Annotated in this window: 16 protein-coding genes; 6 read left to right on the top strand and 10 right to left on the bottom strand. The window is 37.0% G+C overall.

All coding sequences use genetic code 11. From position 1 onward, the window contains the following. Positions 1-81: 81 nt before the first annotated feature. The 8 genes from B2107_RS12205 to dnaN form a co-directional block, all read right to left on the bottom strand. Positions 82-837, bottom strand: coding sequence for a hypothetical protein (locus tag B2107_RS12205; RefSeq protein ID WP_293955902.1), 756 nt, complete (start codon positions 835-837; stop codon positions 82-84). Between the two features lie 186 nt (positions 838-1,023). Next, a complete protein-coding gene (gene nadD / locus B2107_RS12200; RefSeq protein WP_209576976.1) occupies positions 1,024-1,599 on the bottom strand; it encodes a nicotinate (nicotinamide) nucleotide adenylyltransferase in 576 nt (191 codons plus the stop codon). A 4-nt stretch (positions 1,600-1,603) separates the two neighbouring features. After that, positions 1,604-2,173: a guanylate kinase gene (gene gmk, locus B2107_RS12195; protein WP_293955901.1), complete on the bottom strand. Its 570-nt coding sequence runs from the start codon at positions 2,171-2,173 to the stop codon at positions 1,604-1,606. A gap of 2 nt (positions 2,174-2,175) precedes the next feature. Further along, complete coding sequence (locus B2107_RS12190; RefSeq protein WP_293955900.1) at positions 2,176-3,051, bottom strand: YicC/YloC family endoribonuclease; 876 nt, start codon at positions 3,049-3,051, stop codon at positions 2,176-2,178. Between the two features lie 84 nt (positions 3,052-3,135). After that, positions 3,136-3,708: a CAP domain-containing protein gene (locus B2107_RS12185; protein ID WP_293955899.1), complete on the bottom strand. Its 573-nt coding sequence runs from the start codon at positions 3,706-3,708 to the stop codon at positions 3,136-3,138. Positions 3,709-3,989: 281 nt separating this feature from the next. Then, positions 3,990-4,637, bottom strand: a complete 648-nt coding sequence (locus B2107_RS12180) for a DedA family protein (RefSeq protein WP_293955897.1) — start codon at positions 4,635-4,637, stop codon at positions 3,990-3,992. Between the two features lie 24 nt (positions 4,638-4,661). Beyond that, entirely contained in the window at positions 4,662-5,324 is a 663-nt protein-coding gene (locus B2107_RS12175; RefSeq protein ID WP_293955896.1) for a DedA family protein, read from the bottom strand. Between the two features lie 13 nt (positions 5,325-5,337). After that, positions 5,338-6,459: a DNA polymerase III subunit beta gene (gene dnaN, locus B2107_RS12170; protein ID WP_088159749.1), complete on the bottom strand. Its 1,122-nt coding sequence runs from the start codon at positions 6,457-6,459 to the stop codon at positions 5,338-5,340. 209 nt (positions 6,460-6,668) lie between these two features. Here dnaN and B2107_RS12165 point away from each other — a divergent pair, with 209 nt between their 5' ends. From B2107_RS12165 to B2107_RS12145, 5 genes are all read left to right on the top strand, one after another. After that, positions 6,669-7,814: an ATP-binding protein gene (locus B2107_RS12165; RefSeq protein ID WP_293955895.1), complete on the top strand. Its 1,146-nt coding sequence runs from the start codon at positions 6,669-6,671 to the stop codon at positions 7,812-7,814. A 6-nt stretch (positions 7,815-7,820) separates the two neighbouring features. After that, positions 7,821-9,197, top strand: a complete 1,377-nt coding sequence (locus B2107_RS12160) for a PSP1 domain-containing protein (RefSeq protein WP_293955893.1) — start codon at positions 7,821-7,823, stop codon at positions 9,195-9,197. A 52-nt stretch (positions 9,198-9,249) separates the two neighbouring features. Beyond that, positions 9,250-9,720: a gliding motility lipoprotein GldH gene (locus tag B2107_RS12155; RefSeq protein ID WP_293955892.1), complete on the top strand. Its 471-nt coding sequence runs from the start codon at positions 9,250-9,252 to the stop codon at positions 9,718-9,720. Beyond that, positions 9,717-10,766, top strand: coding sequence for a tetraacyldisaccharide 4'-kinase (gene lpxK / locus B2107_RS12150; protein WP_293955891.1), 1,050 nt, complete (start codon positions 9,717-9,719; stop codon positions 10,764-10,766). Before B2107_RS12155 ends, lpxK begins: the two co-directional genes overlap by 4 nt. A 146-nt stretch (positions 10,767-10,912) precedes the next feature. Then, complete coding sequence (locus tag B2107_RS12145; protein WP_293955890.1) at positions 10,913-11,275, top strand: hypothetical protein; 363 nt, start codon at positions 10,913-10,915, stop codon at positions 11,273-11,275. A 93-nt stretch (positions 11,276-11,368) separates the two neighbouring features. On the opposite strand, the gene dnaA is transcribed toward B2107_RS12145, so the two are convergent. After that, positions 11,369-12,793 carry a chromosomal replication initiator protein DnaA gene (gene dnaA / locus B2107_RS12140; protein ID WP_046672557.1) on the bottom strand — a complete coding sequence of 475 codons (1,425 nt, stop codon included), beginning with the start codon at positions 12,791-12,793 and terminating at the stop codon, positions 11,369-11,371. Between the two features lie 526 nt (positions 12,794-13,319). Then, positions 13,320-15,248, bottom strand: coding sequence for a 1-deoxy-D-xylulose-5-phosphate synthase (dxs, locus tag B2107_RS12135; protein ID WP_293955888.1), 1,929 nt, complete (start codon positions 15,246-15,248; stop codon positions 13,320-13,322). Positions 15,249-15,406: 158 nt separating this feature from the next. Here dxs and B2107_RS12130 point away from each other — a divergent pair, with 158 nt between their 5' ends. Then, a complete protein-coding gene (locus B2107_RS12130; protein ID WP_293955886.1) occupies positions 15,407-16,195 on the top strand; it encodes a segregation and condensation protein A in 789 nt (262 codons plus the stop codon). Positions 16,196-16,204 lie beyond the last annotated feature (9 nt).

The following is a 16,204-nucleotide window of genomic DNA, read 5'->3' as shown; positions in this document are numbered from 1 at the left end:
TATAATACACTTTCACGGCTTCTATACTATACCTCTTATTTGACCCTATTCATCATACTGCGATTTTTAAAACCGAATCGCTTATTTACCTTTTCTATAGTTGTAATAATTCAGGGCCCGTTTAAAGATCAAGGCCTCATTTTCTTTATTATAGTTTAGATAAGCGTAATAGTTGCTATTTTCACCATATAGCTTTTTAAAAGAAGTAGACGTTGTAAATTCCTGATATTTGCCACGCTTCATGAGTAACATCAGCAACGTCAACGCATCTTTATCTTTTGGTGTTTTCTTGGCATAATCAATAATAAAAGGAATCATTTCCCAAGCATTGATCTCCACTAGTGCATGCTTATAATTTACTCCCATTCGTTTGCTCCGGAGCACAGATTCCTGGATAAGCTTCATTACGGAATCCCTATTTTCATTTAAAAAATCAGTCTGTCTTTGAGACCAGGAAGTTTCATTAAAACCGTCCAATAATGTTCCAAATATTTTTTTGTCAACTTGAGTCTGATATTCAGGTATAGCGCAATTCTGCGCATATAGTTCTGCATGAATCATGGTATAGGTAAACTTTTCGCGCAGTGATAATCCGCTGAAATCTGTTGCTGGAATTGCATTTATACTGGCATCGGTTGTTTCGTTATCTTCCTCAGGAATAATCTTGGCAATTAATGCTTTTACTTTGGTCAGACCATAGGGTGGTATGGTCATTTTACTACGCATTTCAATCGCAGCAGGATCCATATAAAGGCCATTTTCATCCTCTTGAGCCGTTTGCGCAGAACCATTCATCCAACACAGGAAAGAAATAAAAAATAAAAGTCCCCTTTTCATAACGTATGATTTGTTGTATTTTAAAAATAAAGAAATTATCGCTACAAAAACTATTCCTTTTATATGCTATTATCTGCTAGGTTATGGCTCCACCTACCGTAATTACAATGATCCCATTCTAGATAAAAAAAAGCCCCAGATTTAATGAAATCTGGGGATAGTATATTTAATGTATACGTTTATATATTAAGAATATAAACCTTTTTTATCGATAAACTCAATCACCTTTTGGGGTGTAAAAAATTGAATATTTTTATTTTCTTTAATGGCTCTTCGTAAAAAAGTAGATGACAATTCCATTAATGGTGTATCCGTCAGTGTGATAGCTGGGTGGTCTTTAAATTTTTCAGTATCGTACCCAGGCCTTGGATAAACATAAATCTGATAATCACGCAAGATAATATCTGCATTCTTCCACTTTGCTAAAGAATCCAAATTATCTTGTCCCATGAGCAATACAAATTCCCTGTTTGGATATTTTTCTTTAAGATGTGTCAATGTATCAATTGTATAGGACGGTATTGGTAAATGGAACTCAACATCACAGACCCGCAGATGGTCACAATCTTCCAACGCTAGATTTAACATTTCTAATCGATCGTAGGGATCTGCCAAGGTAGATTTCTTTTTAAATGGATTCTGTGGAGAGACGACAAACCAAACTTCGTCCAATCCAGTAAAATTGGCCATATAATTGGCTATAATCAAATGCCCTATGTGCACTGGATTAAAAGATCCGAAGAACAAACCAATCTTTCGCATGAATTTATTTATTGATAAATTCCATTACAATATCTTCAGCTTCGGAACAGGCTGTAGCTAAATCAAAATTCTTTAAGATAACATCAAATTTATTGGCATAGGTAAGTTCCAATTCGGCCTTAGCAAAGCGTTCTTTTAATTTATCCTCGGAATCCGTTCCACGTCCTGTCAAACGTTCTTTAAGAACCTCCAGTGACGGCGGTTGGACGAAAATAGAAATCGCCTGTTCAGGAAATTTTGATTTTAAACGTAATCCACCAACAACATCGATATCAAAAATAACATGTTTACCTTCTTTCCAAATGCGTTCTATTTCCGAACGCAAAGTGCCATAAAATGTTCCTGAATATACTTCTTCAAATTCAATGAATTCTTGCTTCGCTACTTTATGTAAAAATTCTTCTTTGGACATAAAATAGTAATCTTTTCCATTCACTTCCTGTCCTCTTGGGTCACGGGTACTTGCTGAAATGGAAAACTCAATCTTATCACCATGTTTACTTAAAAGATCTCTTACTATTGTTGTTTTTCCAGCTCCCGATGGTGCTGAGAAAATAATTAATTTACCGCTCATTCTTACAATACGTTGAGCAATTGCTCTTTTATTTTTTCCAATTCTTCTTTCATTCTGACCACAATCTGCTGAATGCCGGCATGATTGGCTTTAGAACCAAGGGTATTGATTTCCCGACCCATTTCTTGTGAAATAAAACCTAATTTTTTTCCGTTTGAATCGGCTGAATCAAACGCTTTTAGAAAGTAGTTGCAATGGGAACGCAGTCTAACTTTTTCTTCGGTCACATCCAATTTGTCGATGTAGTACACCAGTTCCTGTTCGAATCTATTTTGATCAACATTTTCTTTGCCAATGGTATCATTCAAAAATTGCTCGATACGCTGTCTGATCAAAGGTATACGCTCAACTTCCAACAATTCTACTTCGGCAAGATAAGCTAAGATTAGCTCCGCGCGCTTTTTCAGGTCTCCGGCTAGTACATTTCCCTCATCCTCACGGAAGGTATTGAAGCGTTTGACGGCATCATAAAAAGCATCCATCAATACTTTAGCCTCTTCATCATCGACCGAATCATCATTGTTGGTAATTACCTCCGGCATATTTAATGCAAGTTCAAACAGATTGACATTCGTATCATTGAGTTCCACAGCAATTTGCTGCAACTGACTATAGTATTTTTTGAGTAAATCAGCATTAATGGAAGAAGCTTTAGCGGTTTGATCCGTGTATTCAACCATCACAGTCAGGTTCACTTTACCTCGCTCAATAAGTTTACTACATTCAGTACGCAGGGTCAATTCCTTGTCCGAAACGATTTTGGGCAAGCGAAGATTTAATTCAAGAAATTTTGAATTTAAGGACTTTATTTCGACACTATATTTGACTATACCGTTATCGGCAGATGCAGTGCCATATCCTGTCATGGATTTTATCATATGCAAAGGTATGACTTTTCAGTAAAAATTGAATACCCTAAAGGGATTAATTGCTGATACTCCCTAAATTAAGGCTCGTCTTATTTACCAATCGTGTTTAGCAATGATAACGACTAAGTAACTTTCATAGGGCTTTGCCCCTTTGCATTCGACATAACCAATTCCAATATCATATAAAGAAGCATTCCACTGATCCATACCCAATAAATGGGTACGGTGGTGATAGCCCGGAGACTCTTTTCCTATAATCAAAGCTTTAACCGCAGCTGTAGCGCTCGCTCGATTGGCAGCAATTGATTCAAAATTGTTTGCGCTTCGTTTTAATAACCATTCGGGATTAAGTTTATAACCGGCCTCTTCTATGAAATAATTAGGTCCGTAGCCCTCCGGCGATACGTGGTCAAAATACGAACGCTTGGCCATATCTTTTGCGCGATAAACTGCAACCTCTGCCAACTGTTTATTCCAATTGAGTTTAGTCCGTTTTATCTTCTGCAAATTAAAAAGGTTCAGTTCTTTCGTATACTTCTCTGGATTTGTACGAATGTTGTTCAATAGTTCATAGGCCTCCCGCGCTTGATGGTGATCGACAACAACACGCTGTGCTAAAGCGAACTGTGTAAAAAAAATGGTAAATGCTAAAACCAAATAATTCATACCTAAATAGTTATTTTTATAAGCTCGTGCTGCACAACTTTCTTGTATAAAGCAATAACCAGATCATTCACATTCCCACATTTAGATGCGAGCATGGATCAATCATACAGAAAAAAATGCCCCTTCAATGGTAAATACGAGTATACTGCCGATTTTATTTGCCTCGTTTACTCAAAAGCTTTTTTAAAACGATTGCTCGGCAATCAACCTTAGTACTTCTCAAGTAACAATAATTCGTACTTACCCTTTAACCTTAAAAGACGATATTTAGTATGCAACGTTTAATCTTTTTCTGAATTTTTAGCCGATAAAAACTGTACAAGCATGGGTAATAAGCTCATAAAAATAACGGCCAAAATAACTAGCGAAAAATTATGCTTGAAAAATGGGATCTGCCCAAAATAATAACCTGAAAGCGTAAAAACTAATACCCATAATGCGCCGCCTAAAATATTGTATTTACCAAAGGTTTTGTAGGACATTCTGCCAATACCTGCTACAAATGGTGCAAAAGTTCTGACAACGGGTACAAATCGGGCATAAATGATGGTCCTCGTTCCGTGCTTAGCATAGAAATTTTGTGTTTTTTGAAGATAAGAAGGTCTGAATATCTTCGATCCTGGTTTAAAAACCTTCATTCCAACATATTTACCGATTTCATAATTCACAAAATCCCCGGAAATAGCAGCAAGAATTAGGATCAAAATAATCAACAACAGAGCGATATGACAATCTGGACGAGCGACTATAGCTCCCAGAGCAAATAAAACAGAATCTCCGGGTAGAAATGGGGTAACCACCAATCCTGTCTCTGCAAAGATGATTAAAAATAAAATCAGGTAGGTCCAATTTTCATAACTATTGATCAGCTGCAAAAGATGCTGATCAATATGCAATATGACATCTATGAATTGTGAAACGATTTCCATTTTCCATATATAAAAAAAGGAGTCTTATAAGACTCCTTTTTTTGATTTGATTTTTTCTTTTATTAGCTCAAAGATTATGGGCAATACAGATAAAAAAATAATGATCAACACCACCTTCGAGAAGTTTTCGCGTATAATAGGAATATTTCCCAAAAAAAATCCAGCAAGCGTTATACCACCTACCCACAATACCGCTCCTACAACGTTATAAGTGATGAAGGTACCATAATTCATCTTTCCAATACCACCAACGAAAGGAGCTAGCGTGCGAACAATGGGTACAAAACGCGCAATAACGATAGTTTTACTACCATATTTCTCATAAAAAGAATGGGTTTTGGCAATCTGCTCGTCTTTGACAACTTGCTTACCGAAGAGTTTAAATTTTGTTAGGCGCATACCAAAATGCTTTCCGATAGAATAATTCAGGGAATCACCCGAAACTGCAGCTACTAACAAGATAAAAATCATCAGCCATACATTGAGATCATTTGGCTGTGCGGCTAGCATACCCGCAGCAAATAATAAAGAATCTCCTGGCAAAAAAGGCATCACAACCACACCCGTTTCCACGAAAATAATAAGAAACAGAATAAGGTAGGTCCAAGTCTGATAATCATTGACTATTTCTACCAGATGTTTGTCGATATGGAGAATAAAATCAATGAGATGCGTAATTAGTTCCAAACCGTGATAAAAATTAAGCGTTGTTTAACATAACCGGCATCACCAACATCAAAATATCTTCATGATCTTCCGATACTGCTGGAATCAATAAACCAGCACGATTTGGCGTACTCATTTCCAAAACAACTTCTTCACTCTCCAGGTTATTTAACATCTCGACGAGGAACTTGGCATTAAAACCAATTTCCATATCGTCACCTTCAAATTGACAGGATAAACGTTCATGCGCTTCGTTAGAAAAATCTAAATCTTCTGCTGATATATGCAATTCACTTCCCGAGATCTTCAAGCGCACCTGATGTGTGGTTTTATTAGCAAAAATCACCACGCGTCTTAAGGTATTTAAAAACAATAATCGATCTACGGTCAATTTGTTAGGATTAACTTGAGGAATCACAGCTGCATAATCTGGATAACGTTCATCGATTAAACGACAGATCAAATTAATATTGCCAAAGCTAAAGAACGCATTGGTTTGATTATATTCTATCGATACGGTAACATCATCGGATGGTAGTGACGATTTAAGCAATGAAAGTGCCTTTTTCGGTAAAATAAGGGACGCAGGCTTCTCAGCACCAATATCCGTTCTCGAGTAACGCACCAATTTATGCGCATCAGTAGAAACAAACGTGACATTTTTTTCTGCCAATTGCACCAATACACCAGACATAGCTGGTCTCAATTCGTCGTTACTGACGGCAAAGATCGTTTTACTGATAGCTTCTGACAAGATCGGTGCTGGCATCTGAATAACCGAACCATTATCGATGGAAGGAATTTTAGGAAAATCGTCCGCATTTTCTCCACTCAATTTATATTTTCCATCACCCGCACTGATCTCAATAGCCAAAGTATTCATGTCTACTGAAAATGCAACAGGTTGATCCGGCAAGGTTTTTAATGTCTCAATCAATATCTTCGAAGGCATGGCTACTCTTCCTTCTTCTTTTGCTTCGATCTGTAAAGAAGTAACCATACTTGTTTGCAGATCTGTAGCCGAAATAGTCAAGTTATTGTCTTTTATTTCAAAAAGAAAGTTTTCCAAGATAGGCAAAACAGTACTTGTACTGGACGCGCCATTGATAGCTTGTAACTGCTTTAATAAAATTGATGTTGATACAATGAATCTCATTTCCTGAATACTAATTATTATGTGCAATAATACACAAATTAATCAATATTTTTCAGTTTTATAGGCTGCTTTCTTTCCACATCAACAGATTTCAGTGGCTCAAATAAGCATTTGTATTTCAATCAATAAGCACAGCAACACAAGGATAGAAAGCAAATTCGGCCGGATAAATCACAATATTTATTACATTTGTATAATAGCGGTATTGTATGCAGTTTAAAGAGATCATTGGGCATAAAGACATCAAAGAACATTTAGTTCGCACGGTTAAGGAAAATCGTGTGAGTCATGCGCAATTATTTCTTGGTCCCGAAGGTTCGGGCAGTCTTGCTTTAGCCTATGCGTATGCGCAGTTTTTAAATTGCGAAAATCGACAGGAAACCGATAGTTGTGGCGAATGCCCCTCTTGTAGAAAATATAACAAGCTGATCCATCCCGATCTACATATGTCGTACCCTTTTATAGCCAAACACAAGGAAGACACAGCAACGGATTATGCAGACAAGTGGAGAAAATCCTTTTTATCCAATCCATACATGGGATTGGAGTATTGGCGCAGCCGATTGGATGCAGACAACAAACAAGTCAATATCAATATTGCCGAAGCTCATGCTATTATCAAGAAGTTAAGTCTCAAATCTTTTGAAGCTGATTATAAGGTTTTAATTATGTGGCTTCCTGAATACCTCGATACGCAAGGCAATGCCTTATTGAAGCTGATCGAAGAACCACCCGAAAAGACGCTCTTTATCCTCGTTGCAGAAAATCAGGACAAAATATTAAATACAATCATATCGCGCACACAATTGGTCAAGATTAAAAAATTAGATCATAGTGAGGTCACGCTGCATCTAAAGAATGTACATCAGCTTTCAGATCAAGAGGCAGCAGAAATTGCTTTTATTGCAGATGGAAATCTTCAGGAAGCAATGAACCTATTGCACGCGCAAACTAATAATCATTTTGGTATTTTAGTAAACTGGCTTCGTTTTATCGTCTCGGATGCTGGGACCAATATGATTTCCTTGGTGGAAGAAGAGCTATCAAAAATTGGTCGAGAAAACCAAAAAAGCTTTCTTTTTTATGCAATCAGTATGATGCGTCAAATCATATTGATCAAAGAGGGGCTTTCCAATCTCGTATTCTTACCGGCGAAAGAACTGGATTTTGTTCAGAAATTTGCCGTACATTATACCCTTGAACAAATTGAAGCAACTATAAATCTATTGGAGGAAACACATTATTTTATAGAAAGAAATGCAAATCCCAAAATATTATTTTTAGATTTATCTTTGCAGTTAACATTAATATACAAGTACAAAACGTTTCCGAAAGGAACTCAATATATAATATAGAAAACTATGGGATGTGGCAGTTGCTCATCCGGCGGAGGTTGCGGTACTACCACGGTAAATGGTACACCGGCAGGATGTCAGAACAATGGCTCTTGCATGACTAGCGGATGTAATAAATTAGATGTATATGACTGGCTTTCCGATATGGATATGCCTTCAAACTATAAACCATTTAATATCGTCGAAGTACGATTTAAGGGATCGCGAAAAGATTTCTTTATTAATGTAGACAATATCTACCTTGAAATGGGTGAGATGGTTGTTGTTGAGCCCTCTACAGGGGGCTATGATGTCGGCCATGTCTCCTTAACGGGTGAATTGGTTAGACTACAGCTCAAAAAGAATAATGTTACCCCTGAGATGGTGACAAAAAAAATCTATCGGAAGCCTAATGAGGTTGATGTTGAGAAGTATAACGCGGCAAAAGATCTCGAATGGGAAACCATGCACAAGGCGCGCAAACTCGCGCTGGATTTGGGTTTATCGATGAAAATATCCGATGTCGATTATCAGGGGGATAAAACGAAGGCTACCTTCTATTATACTGCTGAGGGTCGTGTAGATTTCCGCGAGCTCATTAAAAAAATGGCTGAAGCGTTTAGGATACGCATTGAAATGCGCCAGATCGGTATGCGACAAGAAGCCAGTCGCCTTGGTGGTATTGGTTCATGCGGACGTGAACTCTGCTGTTCAACCTGGCTAACAGATTTCAAAACGGTATCCACATCGGCTGCACGTTATCAAAACTTATCCCTGAATACATTGAAGCTAGCAGGACAATGCGGAAAATTAAAATGTTGCCTCAATTATGAATTGGATAGCTATATGGATGCACTTAAGGATATTCCTAATAACATAGACCGCATCGAAACGCTAAAAGGAGTCGCATATCTTCAAAAAACTGATATCTTCAAAAAACTGATGTGGTTCTCTTTTCCTGGAGCAGAAAATTGGATTGCATTACCCGTTCAACAAGTCAGAGAATTTGTAGAAATGAATAAGCAGGGCATTAAACCGGAAGCAATTTCAAGTGTAATGGATACTGATGAAATCAAAGAAGAAAAAAATATCAAGCACGATTACGAGAATGTAGTCGGACAGGATAGCTTAACCCGACTTGATGATCGAAATAAAAGAAAGAAAAAGAGAAAATCCAAAAGCAATACCGGTAAACCTGAAAATAAGACTGGACAAAAAGCTGAAAAACCCGAACAGAGTACATCAAAACAAAGTGGTAAACCTCAGGTAGCAAGCGATGCCGTTAGCCCAATCGCGAATAAAGACAGCAAAGAAGGGGCTAATAATAGGCCCAAAAAGCGTTTCAATCGTCATCGGAATAAAAACAAAGGCAGTAATAACAATAATACACCGAAAGCAGAATAAAAGAATATGCCTAATTTTAACCCATTAGGCATATTCTTTTATATAAATAGACATGAAACTCAAACGCACTCCTCTCCTCCTTGGTTTGTTATGTATTGGCATAGGGTATTCTTGTGACCAACCGTTTGTTATAAATGAAAATAAACCTATTGGTAATAAAGCTTGGCTAAATACATCATTGCCCAGTTTTCAATTTCATATCGCCGACAAAAATAAACGATATGATGTATTGATGGATGTCCGTCATACGCCAGAATATGCCTATTCCAATCTTTTTGTACTTATTTATCAACTAGGTCCAGATAAAAAGCAATACACTTTTCGTAAAGAAATAAAAATGGCCAATGCTGATGGAAAATGGATAGGAAAATCTTCCGGCAGCTTGTACAATAATCAATCCGTCATCCATACAGATTACCTATTTCCGGATACAGGAACTTATACTATTGCTATCGAACAGCACATGAAACAGAATCCGTTGAAAGAAATTACAGATGTAGGGCTAACCGTTGTTCCAAAATGATAACCTTATTACGATATCTATTATTTCCTTTTACGATGATCTATACCGTGGTAGTCTGGATAAGAAATAGATTATATGATCATAAGCTGCTTGTGTCGCGCTCTTTCAATATTCCAACTGTTGTTATAGGAAATCTTGCCGTAGGGGGAACAGGGAAAAGCCCAATGACTGAATTTGTGGTTTCTATCCTTAAGAGTCACTATAAAACAGCTATTCTCAGCCGAGGATATGGACGTCGTACAAAAGGTTTTTATCTCGTACAGACGGATTCAGTGGCCATGGATGTCGGCGATGAGCCCTTACAATTCAAAAATAAATTTCCAGATATTACAGTTGCGGTTTGTGAGGATCGTTGCACCGGAATTGAAAAACTTGAGTCCACTCATCAACTCGTTATATTGGACGATGCGTATCAGCATCGAAAATTATCACCGCTCTTCAATATATTATTATTTGATTTTCTATCGTTTTCATATCCTATGCTCGTATTTCCCACAGGAAATTTTAGAGATTTGCTTGTTGAGGCAAAACGAGCGCAGATCATAGCCATTACGAAATGTCCAATTGAACTGCCGACCGAAGACAAAAGACAAATAGAGAAGAAAATCAGGTATTATAACAAAGAAGCATTAATCGTATTTAGCTATATTGACTATCTTGAACCTATCGATAGTAAGGGAAGTGTAGTCGATATTAAAGGCAAAGACATTATTTTGGTTACTGGTATTGCCAAACCAGAACCTTTAGTAGATTATCTCCAAAAACAAGCAAATGTTATCCAACACATTTCCTTTGGAGATCACCATTCCTTTAACGAATCTGATATTAATAAAATTGTAAAATCATACCACAGTTCGACGAGTAGCAACAAAATCATATTGACAACTGAAAAAGACTTTCAACGTTTAAAACCTTTTAGAAAATACTTTACTGCTATTCATCTGGTTTACTTACCGATCGGACTTCGGTTTCACGACACGCTCCAACAGAAGTTGTTTTGTAAGAGACTGCATGATGCAGTGGCTCAAAGTGTTAATCAACCTTAAATTTTGTTAAGAGCAGCTGCTATACTAAACCTTTTCATCAAATTTATATTCTATATGAAAGCGGAGAAGCTCAAAAGTTCTTCTCGCTCTTTGATGAACAAATGATTGTGCCACGACAAGCACACGTGATATAAACTATATAAATGATGAAAAAGAAAATTTTAATGGCAGTAGCATGTTTATTTTTAAGCGCTACAGGTGTTGTTTTTGCTCAACAGCGTCAGCAACGTAGTCCAGAAGAACAGGCTAAAATGCGCGTAGAGCATTTAGACAAATTATTAAGCCTCAATCAAACCCAAAAAGATTCTATCTATAACCTTACGCTAAGTCAGGCTCAACAACGGGCTACACTAAGAAATGATGGTGGGGATAGAAAAGCGAATATGGAGAAATTTAAGCAACTTCAAGAAATGCAAGCTGCTAAGATCAAATCATGGCTAACTCCTGAACAAGTTAAGTTATTTGATGAACAACAAGAAAAAATGAAAGAAAGAATGTCTAAACGCTAGAGTTTTCAATGAAAGACAGGTCTTTGGGGTAAAAAGCAGAAAGGGCTATCCATTTAGGATAGCCCTTTCTGCTTCTACTTAAAGTAATCGACATTAAGATTTTAACTTTTTCATAATGTCACTCACGTAAGTTTTAAATTTCTTGTCAGTTTCAATTAAATCCTCTACGGTTTGACAGGCATAAATAACAGTGGAGTGATCTCTTCCTCCGAAGAATGCTCCGATCGATTTGAGTGAAGATTTGGTATGTGCCTTTGCTAAATACATCGAAATTTGCCTGGCCTGCACGATTTCCCGCTTTCTAACTTTCGACTTTACCATATCCACAGGAACTTCAAAATACTCACAAACTAATTTTTGAATAAAATCCATTGAAATTTCTTTGTGTGTATTCTTTACAAAATTCTTCAACATCGATTTTGCTAACCCCAAATCGATCTCTTTCTTGTTCAATGTAGACTGAGCCAAAAGTGAAACCATTGCTCCCTCTAATTCACGAACACTGTTATCGATCTGTGTGGCGACATATTCAACGACATTTTCTGGTAAGTCAATACCATCGGAATACATCTTCTTCTTCAAAATTGCCATCCTTGTCTCAAGATCCGGAATCTGAATATCTGCAGATAATCCCCATTTAAAACGACTAAGCAGACGCTCCTCCAAACCAGCCAAATCTTTAGGTGCTTTGTCTGAAGTCAAAATAATCTGCTTACCAGATTGATGCAAATGATTAAAAATATGGAAAAAGATATCCTGTGTTTTTTCTTTACCTGCAAAGTTGTGTACATCATCCATAATAATGACATCCATTGCCTGATAAAAGTTGACGAAATCATTGATTGTATTATTTTTCAATGAATCCACAAACTGTTGACAGAATTTCTCACACGACACATAAATGACCAGCTTATCGGGAAGATTTCTTTTGATCTCATTTCCGATTGCTTGAGCAAGGTGTGTCTTTCCTAAACCAACATCTCCATAAATCATCAAAGGATTGAATGAAGTACCACCAGGCTTATTTGCCACAGCATATCCTGCTGATCGTGCAAGACGGTTACATTCACCTTCGATAAAATTTTCGAATGTATAGTTTTGATTCAATTGCGGATCAACCTGCAATTTTTTCAATCCAGGAATAACAAATGGATTTTTGATATCTCTATTTAAAGATACCGGTACAGGGATCGATTGCCTTTTCCCCTCTGCTCCATTGCCATTCGATGGAAGATTAGTCGTATAAGGATGAGAAGCTGAAGACTTCTCTACTACAATATTGTATTCCAATCTACCTTGTTCTCCTAAAAATTTCTTTACGGTCTTGCGAAGAATTCCTACATAGTGTTCTTCTAGCCACTCATAAAAAAATAAGCTAGGCACTTGAATAGTCAAAACGTCACCTTCTAAACGGACTGCTTTCACAGGTTCAAACCAGGTCTTGAAACTTTGTGCTGGTATATTATCTTTGATAATCGAAAGACAATTATTCCAGACACTTGAATACGTTTTTTCCATTCTAAAATTGTTAATAAGTTGATTTACAATACGCGACAAAAAATATGTTGATAACTTTCTCTGAGAACGAAGATGACAAAAAAAAATCAGCTAAAAAACTAAAATAAAAAATAATTAATAAGATCTTATATATCAGAAATTTACAGTGTAAAATTGTGGAAAACTAGCGCTAAAATTGATCTCTAAAAATAATTATTAACATTCCAAATTTATTTAAAAAAAAGAACCAAAAGACGTGTAAACTTGCTACTTCCCGCTTCCTAAGGTGCTGATCTAAATTAACCAAAATAATAGCTATTTACAATCTTTGGTTCATATATTTTTAATAATAAATTCATAGGAATTTAAAGCCAACTTAACATCATCCCTAATGTACATTTCACCAAATTAATGGATACCTGTAAAATAAAAATCCGTATAAATTACCTGAAAGAAAAAACACATTGTAACATGTGATGTTCCTGATAAACGTAACACTTGAAAAGTAAAAAAGGANNTCCTTTTTTACTTTTCAAGTGCATAGGCTTTATCCGACCATTGAACTGGTCAATTTTCCGTCGCAAAGTTTTTTAGCTTCTGCTATAATTGCAGTTGCATCATAGTGTGCGTTCTTCCACTGAGCATTTTGTTCAGCATGTTCAATGATCTTATCTGGAATACCTAAACGAACCACTTGGCTGTGATATCCATGATCAGCCATAAATTCTAATATAGCTGAGCCTATTCCCCCCTGTAAACTTCCGTCTTCCACTGTAATAATCTTGTTAAACTTCTTAAAGACTTGGTGAAGTAGGGACTCATCCAATGGCTTGGCAAACCGGAGATCGTAATGTGCTGGGTGTATACCTAATTCATTCAAATGCTGTACAGCTTTGACAGCTTCGTTTCCTATAGCTCCAAAACTTAAGATAGCAAGTTCTTCTCCCTCCGTTATAAGACGTCCTTTTCCAATTTCGATTTCCATAAATGGGCGGCGCCAATCTGGCATAACACCATTTCCTCGAGGATATCTAATGACAAAGGGTCCTTTGTTCGGCAATTGAGCTGTGTACATCAAATTACGTAATTCTTCCTCGTTCATGGGCGCAGAAACAGTCATATTAGGAACACAGCGCATAAATGCGATGTCATAAGCCCCATGGTGAGTAGCACCATCTGCTCCTACGACGCCCGCACGGTCCAAACAGAAAACGACATTCAGATTCTGCAACGCAACATCATGGATCACCTGATCATATGCGCGTTGCATAAACGACGAATAGATATTACAGAATGGTAATAGCCCCTGCGTTGCAAGACCGGCACTGAATGTGACAGCATGCTGTTCCGCAATGCCCACATCAAAAGCACGATCAGGCATGGCTTTCATCATAATATTCATAGAAGATCCTGATGGCATTGCAGGTGTTATCCCGACGATCTTATCATTTTGTTCTGCAAGCTCTACCAGGGTATGTCCAAAGACATCCTGATACTTGGGAGCTACAGGTTTATCACTGAGCGATTTTTTTATCTCCCCCGTAATTTTATCAAATAAACCAGGAGCATGCCACTTGGTCTGATCTTTTTCAGCCAGCGCAAAGCCCTTTCCTTTAACAGTTACTGCATGTAATAATTTGGGGCCTGGTATATGCTTAAGGTCTTCAAGCGTTTTTGCTAATTTCTTAACATCGTGCCCATCAACTGGGCCAAAATATCTAAAATTTAGCGATTCAAAGAGATTAGCATTCTTCAGTAAAGTTCCTTTTATACTTTTTTCTAATTTCTTGGCAATGCCTAGAGCATTGGGGCCAACTTCAGAAATCTTAGTTAATACTGCTGCTATATCGTCTCTAAATCTATTGTACCGTTTTGACGTGGTAATACTTGTCAAATACTCCTTTAACGCACCAACATTGGGATCTATCGACATGCAATTGTCATTCAGAATTACTAAAAGATTGGATTTAGAAATTCCTGCATGATTCAATGCTTCAAATGCCATTCCTCCCGTTAAGGCGCCATCACCGATCACAGCGATATGCTGGCGGTCTTTTTCACCCTTTATCTGAGATGCAACTGCCATACCCAAAGCAGCAGAAATAGAAGTCGATGAGTGACCAACTCCAAATGCATCATACTTGGATTCAAAACGGTTGGGAAAACCCGAGATTCCGTTCTCGATTCGATTGGTATGAAATATATCGCGACGCCCCGTTAGAATTTTATGCCCATAAGCCTGATGACCGACATCCCAAATTAATTGATCATAGGGGGTATCCATTACGTAATGTAATGCTACCGTTAATTCGACAACTCCTAAACTTGCTGCAAAGTGACCACCATTAACCGAAACTTGATCAATAATAAATTGACGTAATTCCTGACTTAATTGTTCTAATTGGTCTTCCTTTAGCTTTTTAAGATCAGAGGGATCGTTTATTTTACTTAATAGTTCTCCAGTCTCAAACTGCATAGTATGCTATTTACATGATGTATACTCACAAAGTAACGACAAATTTATTTAATGTTTAAAATAAATCGCATTTACATATTGAGGTACAACAAATAAAATAGTGAATAGTTTGCATAAGCGTTACTGCAAAAGATTTTATATGTAAATTTGTATAAGATATGCAAGTAGAAGAAGGCTACGAAATCAAGCTTCCTCAATTTGAGGGACCTTTTGATTTACTATTATTTTTTATCGAACGGGATGAATTGAATATCCATGATATACCAATTTCAAAGATTACAGATGATTTTTTGTCTTATGTGAGCCAAATGCATGCGCTCAATATGGAAATGGCAAGTGAATTTATCTTCGTTGCCTCCACGCTGATGCGTATTAAAGCCAAAATGCTACTCCCTCGTCCAGATTTGGACGAGCACGAGAATGAAATTGATCTTAGGGAAGATCTTGTTCAAAAACTTATTCTCTATAAACAATTTAAAGAAACCTGTGAAGATCTTAGAATATTGGAGGAGGATCGTCTAAAATGCTATAGCCGAGGCAATATACGTTTCGATATCCAGCACAGACTTAAGCTAGATTCTAGCGGCGAAAATTTGGATAACTTCGATCTTTATGGCCTAATGATGATCTACGAGCAAATGATGTATCAATTCCGTAATCGTCCGCCAGAAGTAACCCATACGGTTGTCAAATATCCGTACACCATTGAACAACAAAAGAAAGCAATAGCCAAACTCATTGAGATTAACAAGAAATTGGATTTTCAGGAAATTCTTAAAAACTCAGAAAATAAAATTCAGTTTGTCTATAACTTTTTGGCCATTCTTGAAATGCTTCAGCAGCAGTTGTTACAGATTGAAGTAGGCCTGGGCTACAACAATTTCAATGTTGGTGGAAGAGATCCTAATGAAGAGGAAGAATTTATCTTAGAAACTGAAGAAGCATAAAAAAGACCC

Origin of the sequence: Sphingobacterium sp. UBA7855 (genome assembly GCA_002500745.1) — a bacterium.
GTDB lineage: Bacteria > Bacteroidota > Bacteroidia > Sphingobacteriales > Sphingobacteriaceae > Sphingobacterium.
This window is presented reverse-complemented; position numbering and strand designations above follow the sequence as displayed.